Source organism: Bradyrhizobium sp. HKCCYLS2038 (genome assembly GCF_051167655.1).
In the GTDB taxonomy this organism is placed as follows: Bacteria; Pseudomonadota; Alphaproteobacteria; order Rhizobiales; family Xanthobacteraceae; genus Bradyrhizobium.
Genome location: NZ_JBNPTM010000012.1, coordinates 38977 through 52393 on the forward strand (window position 1 = coordinate 38977; position 13417 = coordinate 52393).

The following is a 13417-nucleotide window of genomic DNA, read 5'->3' on the forward strand; positions in this document are numbered from 1 at the left end:
ACGATCATGGCGCCCCAGCCCGAAGACAAGACCACGGCAAAGTCCGAAGACAGCCAGCTCATCCGTGAGCTCGCGGCGCTGCTGGATGAAACCAGCCTGACCGAGATCGAGCTGGAGCGCGCCGGCCTGCGCATCCGCGTCGCCCGCAATGTGACCATCGCCGCCGCCATGCCGTCGGCCATTCCGGCCGCTGCTGGGGGCGTTCCCGTGGTCGCCGCGGCGACTGCGGCCGCAGCCGGCGCCGATCTGTCCAAGCATCCGGGCGTCGTCCCCTCGCCGATGGTCGGCACCGCCTATTGGGCGCCGGAGCCCGGCGCCAAGCCGTTCATCGATGTCGGCACCAAGGTCTCGGTCGGCCAGACGCTGATGATCATCGAGGCCATGAAGACGATGAACCAGATTCCGTCGCCGCGCGCGGGCACGGTGACGCAGATCCTGGTCGAGGACGGCCAGCCGGTCGAGTTCGGCGAGCCGCTGGTGATCATTGAATAAGCGTGAATTGCGAATGGCGAGTAGCGAATAGCTAGCCATTCCCTATTCGCTACTCACTACTCGCCATTCGCTCCGTAGGACGCCATGTTCGACAAAATCCTCATCGCCAATCGCGGCGAAATCGCTCTTCGCATCCTCAGGGCCTGCAAGGAGCTCGGCATCTCTACCGTCGCGGTGCATTCGACCGCCGACGCCGATGCCATGCATGTGCGCCTCGCCGACGAAAGCGTCTGCATCGGTCCGCCGCCGTCGAAGGACAGTTACCTCAACATCCCCGCTCTGCTCGCCGCCTGCGAAATCACTGGCGCCGACGCCGTCCACCCGGGCTATGGCTTCCTCTCGGAGAATGCCCGCTTCGCCGAAATTCTGTCCGACCACAATCTGCACTTCATCGGCCCGAAGGCCGAGCACATCCGCCTGATGGGCGACAAGATCGAGGCCAAGAAGACCGCCAAGCGGCTCGGCATTCCCGTCGTGCCGGGCTCCGACGGCGCCGTGACGCCCGACCAGGACGCATTGGCGATCGCCAGGGAGATCGGCTTCCCGGTGCTGGTCAAGGCCGCCGCCGGCGGCGGTGGCCGCGGCATGAAGGTCGCGCATACCGAGGCCGACCTGCAGCTCGCGCTGACCACCGCGGCCAACGAGGCCAAGTCGGCATTCGGCGACGCTTCCGTCTACCTCGAGAAGTACCTGCAGAAGCCGCGGCACATCGAGATCCAGGTGCTCGGCGACGGCCGCGGCGGCGCCATCCATCTCGGCGAGCGCGACTGCTCGCTGCAGCGGCGCCACCAGAAGGTCTGGGAGGAAGGCCCCTCTCCGGTGCTCGATGCGGCGGCACGCGCCAAGATCGGCAACACCGTCGCCAAGGCGATGCAGGAGCTGAAATATATCGGCGTCGGCACCATCGAATTCCTCTACGAGGACGGCGAGTTCTATTTCATCGAAATGAACACCCGCATCCAGGTCGAGCATCCCGTCACCGAGATGATCACCGGCATCGACCTCGTGCTCGAGCAGATACGCATCGCCGCCGGCGGCGATCTGCCGATGACCCAGGATGCCGTTGTCATCAACGGCCACTCGATCGAGTGCCGCGTCAACGCCGAGAACCCGGTCAGCTTCCGTCCCTCGCCCGGCAAGATCCTGCAGTACCATCCGCCCGGCGGCCTCGGCGTCCGCATCGACTCGGCCGTGTACCAGGGCTACGTCATTCCGCCCTACTACGACTCGCTGGTCGGCAAGCTGATCGTGCACGGCAAGAGCCGGGTCGAGTGCCTGATGCGGCTGCGCCGCGCGCTGGATGAGATGGTCGTCGACGGCATCGAGACCACGCTGCCGCTGTTCCGAGCCCTGGTTCGCGAGCCCGCCATCATCGACGGCGACTACCACATCCACTGGCTCGAGCAGTACCTGGCCGGCCAGAAGACGGACTGAGGCCGCCTCGCGAAAATCCCATCCAAGCGGGAACCAATCGTCCGCAACGGCGTTTTGCTGGGTCGGATCGGTTCCGCCAGGGGGCTGGGAATTTCCATACACGTACGAGCGAGCAGTGGCGCCTGAGGTGAGACGACGGCGCACGCTGGGACAGATCCTGCTGTTGTCGGCGGGGTTCGTGGTGCTGGTCGTCGTCAGCACGGCGTCGGTGCTGCTGGTCAACAAGGCCCGCAGCGACAGCGCCTGGGTGGTGCACACGGTCGAGGCCGAGAACCAGATCAACGCGCTGCTGCTCGAGGTGCGGCGTGCCGAGAGCGCCGCCCGCGCCTATGTGCTGACCCAGGGACAAGAGTTCCTCGCCGATCACGAGGCCGCCGTCGCCGCGATCGGGCCCGTGTTCGACAAGCTCGACGCGCTCGTGGCCGACAACAAGATCCAGGTCGAAAATCTCGGCCGGCTGCGCAGCGTCATCGAAACCCGACTGTCGCAGTTCGAGCGCGAGAAGGCGCTCGTCGCCGCAGGCGATCTTGCCGGCGCCGTGGCGCTGGTGCGCGACGCCGGCTCGACCGACAGCAGCAACAGGATGCGCCAGACCGCCGAGGTGATGCGGAGCGAAGAGGAGCGACTGCTCGCGCAGCGCACGGCGAACGCCGATGCGAGCCAACAGCTGGCGGCGATCGTCACGATTGCGGGCTCGGCGCTGGTGATCGTGCTCGCCGTCATCTCCGTGCTGCTGGTGCGCCGCTCCACCCGCGCCCGCGACGAAGCCGAAGCCCAGCTACGCGACAGCAACCTCAACCTCGAAGCGACAGTGGACGAACGCACGGCCGATCTGCGCGAGGCCAATGAGGAGATCCAGCGCTTCGCCTACATCGTGAGCCACGACCTGCGCTCGCCGCTCGTCAACATCATGGGCTTCACCAGCGAGCTCGACGAGCTGCGCAACGACATCTTCCGGCGCATCGCCGCGCTGGCGCGCGCAGCGTCGGCCTCGCCGCCACCGGCCGAAGGCAGCGAGCCCGAGCTCGAAGGCGCCGACAAGCAGCTGTCCGAGGATTTCTCCGAAGCGCTCGGCTTCATCAAATCCTCGATCGCCAAGATGGACCGGCTGATCTCGGCGATCCTCAATCTGACCCGCGAGGGGCGGCGCGAGTTCGTTCCCGTGCGGATCGACACGCGCGAGCTGATCGAGGCGATCGTTTCCACCCTCGCCCATCAGGCCGACGAGGCCCAGGCGACCATCCGCGTCGAGCCGCTGCCGGCCATCGTTAGCGACCGCCTGGCCCTCGAGCAGATCTTCTCCAACCTGATCGACAACGCGATCAAATATCTCAAGCCGGGTGTTCCCGGCGACATCGCCATCCGCGCCCGCACCAAGCTGGGTTTCGCGATCTTCGAGGTCACGGATAACGGGCGGGGGATTGATCCCCGGGATCACCAGCGTATCTTTGACCTGTTCCGCCGCGCCGGGACCCAGGACCGTCCCGGCCAGGGGATCGGGTTGGCACACGTGCGCGCGCTGGTGCGGCGGCTCGGGGGAACCATGTCGGTCGCGTCGGAGCTCGACCAGGGCAGCACGTTCACCATCACGCTCCCGATCAACTGGAACGTCTCAAACCGGAACTCAGACCGATGACCATGCCCGTGACGATCATCATGATCGAGGACGACGAAGGCCACGCCCGCCTGATCGAGCGGAACATCCGGCGTTCCGGCGTCAACAACGAGATCAAGCCGTTCACCAACGGTACAGATGCCGTGAAGTATCTGCTGGGGCCCGACGGCAGCGGCCTCGAGCACAAGGGCCATGCCCTGCTGATCCTGCTCGATCTGAACCTGCCGGACATGACCGGCATCGACATTCTCAAGCTGGTGAAGCAGAACAGCTTCCTGAAGAGCGCGCCCGTGGTGATTCTGACCACGACCGACGACTCCCAGGAGATCAAGCGCTGCTACGAGCTCGGTTGTAACGTCTACATCACCAAGCCGGTCAACTACGACAGTTTCGCCAACGCCATCCGCCAGCTCGGCCTGTTCTTCTCCGTCATTCAGGTTCCGCCCGCCGCATGAGCTCCGCCGCACCCACGCTGCTCTACATCGACGACGACGCAGGGCTGGCGCGGCTGGTGGAGCGCGGGCTGAAGCGGCTCGGCTTCATCGTCGAGCATGCACCCGGCGGCAGCGAGGGTCTCGAACGCATCAAGCAGGGCGGCATCGACGTGGTCGCGCTCGACCAGTACATGCCGGGCCTCGACGGGCTGGAGACCTTGGAGCGGATCATGGCGCTGCCGGAGGCGCCGCCGGTGGTGTTCGTCACCGCCTCGCAGGATTCCAAGATCGCGGTGACGGCGCTGAAGGCCGGCGCAGCCGACTACCTGGTCAAGGACGTGCAGGGCGAGTTCATCCCGCTGCTGCAGGTCGCGGCCGAAGGCGCGCTACGCCAGGCGCGGCTGCAGAAGGCGCGCGACGAAGCGGAGGCCGAAGTGCGGGCGTCGCGCGACCGCTTCGCGGCGCTCGCCGCCGAGCGCGAGGTGCTGCTGCGGGAGGTCAACCACCGCGTCGGCAACTCGCTGCAGATCATCGCCTCGCTGCTGCATCTGCAGGCCAATTCGAGCACCCAGGACGACGTCAAGGCGGCGCTGACCAACGCCATGGGGCGGGTCGCGGCGGTCGCCCAGGTGCATCGCCGGCTCTACACCTCGCAGGATCTCAAGAGCGTCCTGCTGAACCAGTATCTGGACTCGCTGCTCGACGATCTCCGCCGTTCAGCCGAGGGCAACCGGATGTCCCGGCTGACCTTGAAGGCCGAACCGGTCGAGATCGATCCGGATCGCGCGGTCGCGATCGGCATCGTCGTCAACGAGCTGGTCATGAACGCCGTCAAATACGCCTATCCCGACGGCCCCGGCCCGATCCACGTCGAGCTCAAGCTCGAGGCCGACGATGTCGTGCTGTCGATCACCGACAACGGCGTCGGCCTCAACGCCACCAGCGACCCGCGCTCGACCGGCATGGGCCAGCGCATCGTCAGCGCCATGGCGACCAAGCTCGACGCCACGGTCGCTCCGGACCCAGGCCATGACGGCACCAGGATCGTGGTCCGCTTCCGTCTTGCCAAGGAGGCTCCCAAGCGGGCGGCCGCCGCGGTCGGCTGAGCCGCACGTGCCCTGCCCGCCCGACAGCCCATCGCCTCGCCTGCCGCATCCTGCTAAGCTTCGTCCATGAATTCGCGCAACTCCGCAGCGTCCGAGATCACGCCCGAGGTCCTGCTGCGTGCCTATGCCTGCGGCATCTTCCCGATGGCCGAAAGCGCCGACGACCCGTCGTTGTTCTGGGTCGAGCCGGAGCTGCGCGGCGTCATTCCGCTGAGCGGGTTTCGCATCGCCTCGCGTCTGGCCCGCACTGTGCGCTCGGACGCCTTCACCGTAACCGTGAACCAGGCCTTCAAGGCGGTGATGGACGGTTGCGCCGAGCCGCAGCCGGGGCGCGAAGACACCTGGATCAACCGGCGCATCCGCGAGCTCTATAGCGGTCTCTACGCGATGGGCCATTGTCACAGCGTCGAGTGCTGGCAGGACGGCGAGCTCGTCGGCGGCCTCTATGGCGTCAGCCTCGGGCGGGCCTTCTTCGGCGAGAGCATGTTTCACCGCGCCCGCGACGCCTCCAAGGTGGCGCTGGTGCATCTGGTGGCGCGGCTGATCGTCGGCGGCTTCGAGCTGCTCGACACCCAATACGTCACCGAGCATCTGAAGACCTTCGGTGCCGTCGAGATTCCGCGGCGCCGCTATACCGGCCTGCTCGAAAGGGCGCTGACCGGCCCAGCGGGGAATTTCGCGAGGCTTCCGGTCGACCGTCCCATACCAGGGGCGCAGGCGCTCGCCATCATCGCCGAGCGCGGCTGAGCCGAGCTTACCTGACCACCCCGCCGAAAAGGCCACCCGGTGGCGGAGGCGGCGGCGCGACCTGCTGGGTCTGATACTGCTGCGGCGGCGCGGGGGGCCGCGGAGCGGCCTGCTTCTGCTGCGGCGGGCGCTTCTGCGCCGGCTGTGCCGCCGGCTTCTGCTCGGGTGCGGCGCTGACGACCGTGGTCTGCGGCTCTTTGCAGTCGACCAGCCAGATGTCGTAGATCGGATGCTCGACGCCGTGCAGGCCGGGGCTTGCCGCGAACATCCAGCCCGAGAAGATCCGCTTCACCTCGCCTTGCAGGGTGATCTCGTCGACCTGCACGAAGGCGTCGGTGTTGGCGGCCTCGGTCGCCGGCCTGGTGTAGCAGGCGTCGGTCTTCACCCGGAGCGCGCCGAACTGCACGGTCTCGCCGATGTCCTCGTCGAAATTGATGATGCGGCCGGTGATCTTGTCGAGGCCGGAGAAGCTCGCCTTCTTGTTCACGATCTTCTGCGCCGGCGGCTCGGTCACGACCTCGTCGCCCGGCTGCAGGGTGGCAGGCGTCTGCGGCACCGGGCCATTGGGGGGAACAGCGGCATTCTGCGGCGCGCCGCGGGGCGGCTGGCCGCGGCCGGCCGGAGCTGCGCCGGGCTGGCCGGGCGGCGCGACGGCCACGGGGGCATTGTTCTGCGGCACCACCGTCGTGCCCGGAGGCGGTGCAAGCGGCTGCGATTGAACTGGTCCCGGAAGGGCGGCGCCCTGCCCCGGCGGGGGCATGCGGTTGGGCGCCGGCAGCACGCGACCCTGAGGCAGCTCAGGAACCTCTTCCTCTTCGTCCGGCTGCGGCGGAATCGGTTCGCCGCGCCGCGGAATGTTGCCCGGAGGCCGGGGAACGGGGTCGGAGAAAATGGTACCGATCTGCGCGCGCGCAGGCACGCTCAGCGCGAGGGATGTGGCGGCCAGCAATGCCGCGATACCGGTCAGGACGATTGTTCGGTGCATCTCGCGCGGCTTTATCAGGCGAATCGGGGTTCGGGACAATCAAATCGCGTCATGACCCATCCGCCGCTCTCGATCAGCCCTCCCGTTAACATGCCGAATACGGCGGGGGAAGGGCGTGTGACCGGCGCGCCGCGAGGTGGTCATCGGGGTCATCAAATGAGATAGTCGCATCACCAGAAGATAGCGTGGAACCAACGCGCAACAAGGCCGCGGCCGCAACGGCCCGGTCAGGGAAGGAAACACATGGCTGATTCGATCCGTCTCGACGGCAGGGTGGCCGTGGTCACCGGCGCGGCCGGCGTGATTGGCGCCGCCACCCTCCGATTGCTGGCCGCACGCGGCGCCCGCATCGTCGCGGTCGACCGGCGCGAGCAGGATCTCAACGCGGCGATCGCCGATCTGCCCGCCGGCGCCGAGGCCCTCGCGATCACCGCCGATGTCACCGACGAGGCGCAGGTGGCCGCTTATGTGCGCCGAGCCTGCGACCGCTTCGGAACCATCGACGTGTTCTTCAACAATGCCGGCGTCGAAGGCGAGATCAAGTCGATCACCGACTATCCGCTCGAGGCGTTCCGCCGCGTGCTCGACGTCAACGTGGTCGGCGTGTTCCTCGGCCTGAAGCACGTGCTGCCGGTGATGCTGAAGCAGAACCGCGGCTCGATCATCAACACCGCCTCGATCGCCGGACTGATCGGCTCGCCGCAGATCGCCGTCTACAGCGCCAGCAAGCATGCGGTGATCGGCCTCACCAAGAGCGCGTCCTGGGAATGCACCGGCACAAATGTGCGCGTGAACTGCATCTGTCCCGGCCTGATCGACAGCCGGATGCTGAGCGCGATCATCGAAGGCCGCAACGGCGTCCCCGTTCCGGTCGAGAAGGTGGTCGACCGCGTGCCGGCACGCCGACTCGGCCAGGGCTCGGAGGTCGCATCGATCGTCGCCTTCCTCGCCTCCGACGACGCAAGCTACGTCTCCGGCGCCGCCTACACCGTCGACGGCGGCCGCACCGCCGCCTGACACTCTATCAGATTAACCCACCGTTCAACTCACAGGTCAATCGTCAATGCCCGTCCAACTCGATGCCGATGCCGCTGCCGTCTACAAGGCGTTTCAGGAAGCCGGCCGTCCGGCCTATGAGACACTGACGCCGCAGGAGGCGCGGGACTACTATCTCGCCGCGCGCGTCGTGAGCAATCCCGAGCCGCCGGAGCTTGCCGAGGTCAAGGAGCTCGCCATCCCTGCTCCGCATGGAGCGATCCCCGCTCGGCTGTATCAACCAAAGACGGTGCGGCAGAACGGCGCGGGCGCGCCGGCGCTGGTGTTCTTTCACGGCGGCGGCTGGGTGATCGGCAATCTGGATTCGCATGATGCCGCCTGTCGCGCCCTCGCGCATGAGGGCGAACTGATCGTGATCTCGGTCGACTACCGCCTCGCCCCCGAGCACAAGTTTCCAGCGGCGGTCGACGACGCCGTGGCGGCGACGCGCTGGGTCGCCGGCAACGCCGCCGCGCTCGGCATCGACGCCGCACGTCTCAGCGTCGGCGGAGACTCCGCGGGCGGCAACCTCGCCGCCGTGGTCGCATTGTCGGTGCGTGACGGCAACGGTCCGAAGCTCGCTGGACAGGTCCTGATCTATCCGGCGACCGACTTCACGATGGGTCATCCGTCACACAGCGAGCCCGAGACCAGCGTGCTGCTGACGCATTCGGTGATCCGCTGGTTTCGCGATCACTATCTCAACAGCACAGCCGACATCCACGACTGGCGCGCCTCCCCGGCCAAGGCGGAGACGCTCGCCGGCCTGCCGCCCGCCTATGTGCTCACGGCCGGCGCCGACCCGCTGCGCGACGAAGGCGACGACTACGCGCGCCGCCTGCGCGACGCCGGCGTGCCGGTGACGTATCGCACCCACCCCGGCCAGTTCCACGGCTTCTTCACCATGGGCAAACTGCTCGACCAGGCCAATGTCGCCGCGCGCGACATCGGCGGATGGCTGAAGCAGCTGAACTGACCGGCGCAGACTTTCCCGCGCGCGTAAGGCATCCGCTATCAGCTGGCTGCCAAGCGCGCAGGGAAGGCGCACATCGGGCAAACCGAGCTCACTCGCGGGATCGATCATCCCCGGGGCGCGTCATCGCGTTTGCGGTCCCGCGGAAATTTCCGCTGTTTTCGCGCTGCAACCAAGATAGTGTCCGACCGCCCGCGCGGACCGCCAATCGAGCCCCGCGTGTCGCCAGCCACCAGGAATTCTTCCGATGTTCGAACGCTTGAGCCTCCAGCCCGCTGATCCCCTCCTCGCCTTGATCGGCATCTTCAAAGCCGATCCGAGAGCCGACAAGGTCGATCTCGGCGTCGGCGTCTATCGCGACGAGGCCGGCCACTCGCCGATCTTCCGCGCGGTGAAGGCGGCGGAGCGCTCGATCTGGGAAAGCCAGGACAGCAAGGCCTATGTGGCGCCCGAAGGCGATCAGGCCTTCCTGGACCTGCTGTGGACCATGGTCGGCGGCGAGGCGTCCCCGGTGCATGCCGCTGGCGTGCAGACCCCCGGCGGGTCGGGCGCGCTGCGTCTCGCGGCCGATCTGATCCGTCAGGCCGGTACGGGCACGATCTGGCTGGGCCTGCCGAGCTGGCCCAACCACGCCGGCATATTCGCCGCGGCCGGGCTTCAGATCGAGACCTATCCGTACTTCGAGGTCGCCTCGCAGACCCTGCAGCTCGACAGCATGCTGGAGGCATTGCAGCGCGCCCAGCCCGGTGATGCCGTGCTGCTGCACGCCTCCTGTCACAACCCGACCGGCGCTCCTTTGACGGCCGATGATTGGACGCGCATCACCACCGTGATGTCCGCGCGCGGGCTCGTGCCGCTGATCGATTCCGCCTATCAGGGCTTTGGGGCCGGGTTCGACGGCGACGTCGCCGGCCTGCGCGGGCTGATCGCAGCTGTCCCAGAGGCGCTGGTCGCGGTGTCCTGCTCGAAATCATTCGGCCTCTATCGCGAGCGCACCGGCGCGCTCTACGCCGTCGCAGCGTCGCAGGCAGCGGCCGAGACGGCACGCTCGAACCTGGTCGCGATCGCCCGTACCAGTTATTCGATGCCGCCGGACCACGGCGCAGCGATCGTGAAAACCATTCTCGGCACGCCGGACCTGTACGAGGATTGGCGCCGTGAGCTGGAATCCATGCGCGAGCGCCTGGCCAGCTTGCGCCGCTCGTTTGCCGAGGCGCTGGGCGACCGCTGGTCGAACTCGATCGCAATCGGCAAGCAGGAAGGCATGTTCTCGCTACTGCCGCTCACGCCCGCCGAGGTCATGACCTTGCGCGAGAAGCATGGCGTGTACATGCCGACCTCCGGGCGCATCAATGTCGCCGGCCTGAAGCTCGCCGACGTCGCCCGCGTCGCCGGCCTGTTCAAGGCGATCTGAGCCGTCGCGACGAGGACCTTCGCCGTGACCGAGATGGTGTTGCAGGAGCGGCACAAGCTCTACGAGGACGCGATGGCGTTGACGCTCGGCACGCTGTTCGTGTCGCTCGGCATGCTGATCTACAGCAAGACGGTGCTGCTGGTCGGCAGCACCGCCGGCCTGTCGCTGCTGCTGAGTTATGTCAGCGGCTACGGCTTCGGCTTGAGCTTTTTCCTCATCAATCTGCCGTTCTATGCGCTCGCGATCCAGCGCATGGGCTGGCCCTTCACCATTCGCACCTTCGTCGCGGTCGGCCTCGTCGCGGTGTTCTCGCGGCTGACCACGTCATGGATCGACATCAGCCATATCGACCCGCTCTACGCCACGGTGATCGGCGCCGGCTTGACCGGAACCGGATTGCTGATGCTGTTCCGCCACCGCACCGGCCTCGGCGGCATCAACATTCTCGCGCTGTATCTGCAGGAGCATTGGAAGATCCGCGCCGGCTATTTCCAGCTTGCGATCGACGGCCTGATCATGCTGGCGGCGTTCTTCGTGATCCCGGTCGACCGGCTGGCGCTCTCGGTCCTCGGGATCGTGATCGTCAACGTCATCATTGCGATCAACCACAAGCCCGGGCGCTACATGGCGCTGAGCTGAGGGACGGTTTCCACCACAGGCCCCCCTGCTCCCGATGCCGCATTGCCGCGAGAAACCTTGCCAGATCGCCCATTCCATGTGATGAAGGCTCTGGTATGCCAGCAATCGAGGCAAGGGGCTACCGCCCCCGTCCGCCCTTCAGGGGCGTTTGACGGTCTCCTCGGTGCGGCTGGATCGCCAATAAGAAACGCAAACCCATAAGAAACGCAAAAGCACAATCCGAACCAATCCTGGGGAGACCAAGGCATGGCACGCAATATCCTGATTCTGGGGGCCTCCTACGGCTCCCTCCTGGGCACCAAGCTCCTGATGGCCGGCCACAACGTGACGCTGGTCTGCCGCAAGAAGACCGCCGAGCTGATCAATCGCGAGGGCACCGAGGTCCGCATCAAGCTGCGCGATGAGCCGAACCATCGCTCGATCTTCTCGCGCGACCTGCCCGGCAAGCTCGACGCCGCGACGCCCGATGCCGTCGACCTGTCGCGTTACGACCTCGTCGGTCTGGCGATGCAGGAGCCGCAATACACCAATCACACCATCCGCGTGCTGATGGTCAAGATCGCCGAGGCCAAGCTGCCGTGCCTGTCGATCATGAACATGCCGCCGCTGCCCTATCTGAAGCGCATCCCGGCGCTGGCCGACAGCGATCTCGAGGAGGCCTATACCAACGCCATGGTCTGGGAGCGATTCACGCCCGGGCTCGTGACCTTGTGCTCGCCGGATCCGCAGGCTTTCCGTCCGCCGGAGGAAGGCGCGAACGTGCTGCATGTCGGTCTGCCGACGAACTTCAAGGCCGCCGCGTTCGAGGACGACAAGCACAACGCGCTGCTGCGTGAGCTGGAGCGCGACATCGACGCGGTCAGGCTCGACGGCCAGGACGTGCCGGTCAAGCTGAAGGTGTTCGACTCGCTGTTCGTGCCGCTGGCGAAATGGTCGATGCTGCTGACCGGCAATTATCGCTGCATCACGCGCGGCGAGCCGCAGGCGATCCGCGATGCCGTGCACGGCGATCTCGCGCGCTCGAAGGCGATCTACGAGCATGTCGATGCGATCGCGCGCAAGCTCGGTGCCGATCCGACCGACCAGGTGCCGTTCGAGAAATATGCCAAGGCGGCCGAGAGCCTGCTCAAGCCGTCGTCGGCGGCACGCGCGGTCGCCGCCGGTGCGCCGTTCATCGAGCGCGTCGACCTGCTGGTGAAGCTGATCTCGCAGCGGATCGGCATGCCCAGCGCCGAGATCGACCAGACGGTGCAGACCGTCGATTTCAAGCTCAACGAGAAGATCGTGGTGGGCGGCTCCACGGCGCAGTGAGCGCGCGCGTCGGCTCCCGGTTCCGTCCGGCGCCGACATTCTCGGTAACGAGATGTGACTTTGCAGGAACGCGCGGCCAACGCATGGTTCGCGCGTTCTTTGATTCACATTCTTCGGAAGCCGATGTCATTCTCCGGGCCCTTCGCTCGTCCGCTGCAGGCCCTGAGCTGGCTCGGCAATCAGGGCACGCGCGCCATCGTTGGCGTCTTGCTGGCCGCGATCGCGGTCCCGCCGCTCGGCGAGCTGGCGCGCCCCTACGTCACCGAGGCGATCTTCCTGCTGCTCTGCATCTCCTTCATGCGCGTCGACGTCGCGATGCTGCGCGCGCATCTGCGCCGCCCGCTGCTGGTGCTGGCCGCGACCGCATGGACGACGATCGCGGTGCCGGCGCTGGTCGGCACGATCACGCGGATCACCGGCGTCGATGACGCGGCGCAGGATCTCTATCTGGCGCTGATGCTGCAAGCGACGGCGTCGCCGATGATGGCTTCACCGGCGCTCGCCGCGCTGATGGGGCTCGACGCCACCTTGGTGCTGATCACGCTGGTGACCTCGACGGCGCTGGTGCCGCTGACGGCGCCGCTGTTCGCCTATGTTTTTCTCGGCCAGACGCTGTCGCTCTCGCCCGCCGCGCTCGGGCTGAAGCTCGCCGGAATCCTTGCCGGCGCACTGGCCGTCGCCACCGTGATCCGGATCGTGTGGGGCATGGAGACGATCCGCCGCCACCGTGCGCCGATCGACGGCTTCAACATCCTCATCCTGTTCGTGTTCGCCTCCGCCATCATGGCCCATTTCCTCGCCGATCTCGTCGCGAGCCCGCTCCGCATGGCGGCGCTGGCAGTGCTGGCCTTCGCCATGTTCTTCGCGCTTCTCGGCATCACGATGCTGCTATTCCGCCGCGCCGGCCACGAGCGCGCCATGGCGCTCGGCATGATGGTGTCGCTGCGCAACATGGGACTGATGCTGGCGGCGACCGAAGGCGCGATCCCGGCGATGACCTGGCTGTATTTCGCAATGAGCCAGTTTCCGATTCATCTGGCACCCCAGCTGTTGCGACCGTTGGCCGAGCGGCTGCGCGGCAAGGCCGGTCGACCCGGTGAAGCCGGTTACGACTTGATCAGCCCTGCATCGGAATGAGGCAGCGCAGCATCGCGACACCTTGGCAGCGCTTCGCGTCTGGGACGGATTGCTAACAAGCCAGATCGGCTGTTGCTGGTCCGCCGTCCCAACGC

At 66.8% G+C, this 13417-nt stretch carries 13 protein-coding genes; 12 read left to right on the forward strand and 1 reads right to left on the reverse strand.

All coding sequences use genetic code 11. The features are described from left to right. Positions 1-6: 6 nt before the first annotated feature. The 6 genes from accB to aat all read left to right on the forward strand — a co-directional run bounded on the left by accB (position 7) and on the right by aat (position 5828). A complete protein-coding gene (gene accB / locus ACQR1I_RS33000) occupies positions 7-492 on the forward strand; it encodes an acetyl-CoA carboxylase biotin carboxyl carrier protein (RefSeq protein ID WP_434870686.1) in 486 nt (161 codons plus the stop codon). 84 nt (positions 493-576) lie between these two features. Next, complete coding sequence (gene accC / locus ACQR1I_RS33005) at positions 577-1926, forward strand: acetyl-CoA carboxylase biotin carboxylase subunit (protein WP_434870685.1); 1350 nt, start codon at positions 577-579, stop codon at positions 1924-1926. 115 nt (positions 1927-2041) lie between these two features. After that, the gene (locus ACQR1I_RS33010) at positions 2042-3562 is read left to right on the forward strand and encodes a sensor histidine kinase (protein WP_434870684.1); all 1521 of its coding nucleotides are present in this window, start codon (positions 2042-2044) and stop codon (positions 3560-3562) included. Further along, a complete protein-coding gene (locus ACQR1I_RS33015; RefSeq protein ID WP_434870683.1) occupies positions 3559-3996 on the forward strand; it encodes a response regulator in 438 nt (145 codons plus the stop codon). Before ACQR1I_RS33010 ends, ACQR1I_RS33015 begins: the two co-directional genes overlap by 4 nt. Continuing rightward, positions 3993-5081, forward strand: coding sequence for a sensor histidine kinase (locus ACQR1I_RS33020; protein ID WP_434870682.1), 1089 nt, complete (start codon positions 3993-3995; stop codon positions 5079-5081). Before ACQR1I_RS33015 ends, ACQR1I_RS33020 begins: the two co-directional genes overlap by 4 nt. 66 nt (positions 5082-5147) lie before the next feature. Further along, entirely contained in the window at positions 5148-5828 is a 681-nt protein-coding gene (gene aat, locus ACQR1I_RS33025) for a leucyl/phenylalanyl-tRNA--protein transferase (protein ID WP_434870681.1), read from the forward strand. A 7-nt stretch (positions 5829-5835) separates the two neighbouring features. On the opposite strand, the gene ACQR1I_RS33030 is transcribed toward aat, so the two are convergent. After that, the gene (locus ACQR1I_RS33030; RefSeq protein WP_434870680.1) at positions 5836-6813 is read right to left on the reverse strand and encodes a DUF2155 domain-containing protein; all 978 of its coding nucleotides are present in this window, start codon (positions 6811-6813) and stop codon (positions 5836-5838) included. A gap of 243 nt (positions 6814-7056) precedes the next feature. On the opposite strand from ACQR1I_RS33030, the gene ACQR1I_RS33035 reads away from it, so the two are divergent. The 6 genes from ACQR1I_RS33035 to ACQR1I_RS33060 all read left to right on the forward strand — a co-directional run bounded on the left by ACQR1I_RS33035 (position 7057) and on the right by ACQR1I_RS33060 (position 13322). Beyond that, positions 7057-7830, forward strand: a complete 774-nt coding sequence (locus tag ACQR1I_RS33035) for an SDR family NAD(P)-dependent oxidoreductase (RefSeq protein ID WP_434870679.1) — start codon at positions 7057-7059, stop codon at positions 7828-7830. A gap of 46 nt (positions 7831-7876) precedes the next feature. Continuing rightward, positions 7877-8824 carry an alpha/beta hydrolase gene (locus ACQR1I_RS33040; protein ID WP_434870678.1) on the forward strand — a complete coding sequence of 316 codons (948 nt, stop codon included), beginning with the start codon at positions 7877-7879 and terminating at the stop codon, positions 8822-8824. 244 nt (positions 8825-9068) lie between these two features. Continuing rightward, the gene (locus ACQR1I_RS33045) at positions 9069-10235 is read left to right on the forward strand and encodes an amino acid aminotransferase (RefSeq protein WP_434870677.1); all 1167 of its coding nucleotides are present in this window, start codon (positions 9069-9071) and stop codon (positions 10233-10235) included. A gap of 33 nt (positions 10236-10268) precedes the next feature. Next, entirely contained in the window at positions 10269-10874 is a 606-nt protein-coding gene (locus ACQR1I_RS33050; RefSeq protein WP_434870717.1) for a YitT family protein, read from the forward strand. A 246-nt stretch (positions 10875-11120) separates the two neighbouring features. After that, positions 11121-12185: a ketopantoate reductase family protein gene (locus ACQR1I_RS33055; RefSeq protein WP_434870676.1), complete on the forward strand. Its 1065-nt coding sequence runs from the start codon at positions 11121-11123 to the stop codon at positions 12183-12185. Positions 12186-12308: 123 nt separating this feature from the next. Further along, a complete protein-coding gene (locus ACQR1I_RS33060) occupies positions 12309-13322 on the forward strand; it encodes a Na+-dependent transporter (RefSeq protein WP_434870675.1) in 1014 nt (337 codons plus the stop codon). The last annotated feature ends 95 nt before the right edge of the window (positions 13323-13417 follow it).

Coding starts and splice junctions, on each gene's coding strand:
- ACQR1I_RS33055 (WP_434870676.1), top strand. CDS start 11,121: ATGGCACGCAATATCCTGATTCTGGGGGCCTCCTACGGCTCCCTCCTG.
- ACQR1I_RS33045 (WP_434870677.1), top strand. CDS start 9,069: ATGTTCGAACGCTTGAGCCTCCAGCCCGCTGATCCCCTCCTCGCCTTG.
- ACQR1I_RS33015 (WP_434870683.1), top strand. CDS start 3,559: ATGACCATGCCCGTGACGATCATCATGATCGAGGACGACGAAGGCCAC.
- ACQR1I_RS33020 (WP_434870682.1), top strand. CDS start 3,993: ATGAGCTCCGCCGCACCCACGCTGCTCTACATCGACGACGACGCAGGG.
- ACQR1I_RS33040 (WP_434870678.1), top strand. CDS start 7,877: ATGCCCGTCCAACTCGATGCCGATGCCGCTGCCGTCTACAAGGCGTTT.
- aat (WP_434870681.1), top strand. CDS start 5,148: ATGAATTCGCGCAACTCCGCAGCGTCCGAGATCACGCCCGAGGTCCTG.
- accC (WP_434870685.1), top strand. CDS start 577: ATGTTCGACAAAATCCTCATCGCCAATCGCGGCGAAATCGCTCTTCGC.
- ACQR1I_RS33035 (WP_434870679.1), top strand. CDS start 7,057: ATGGCTGATTCGATCCGTCTCGACGGCAGGGTGGCCGTGGTCACCGGC.
- ACQR1I_RS33060 (WP_434870675.1), top strand. CDS start 12,309: ATGTCATTCTCCGGGCCCTTCGCTCGTCCGCTGCAGGCCCTGAGCTGG.
- accB (WP_434870686.1), top strand. CDS start 7: ATGGCGCCCCAGCCCGAAGACAAGACCACGGCAAAGTCCGAAGACAGC.
- ACQR1I_RS33050 (WP_434870717.1), top strand. CDS start 10,269: ATGGTGTTGCAGGAGCGGCACAAGCTCTACGAGGACGCGATGGCGTTG.
- ACQR1I_RS33030 (WP_434870680.1), bottom strand. CDS start 6,813: ATGCACCGAACAATCGTCCTGACCGGTATCGCGGCATTGCTGGCCGCC.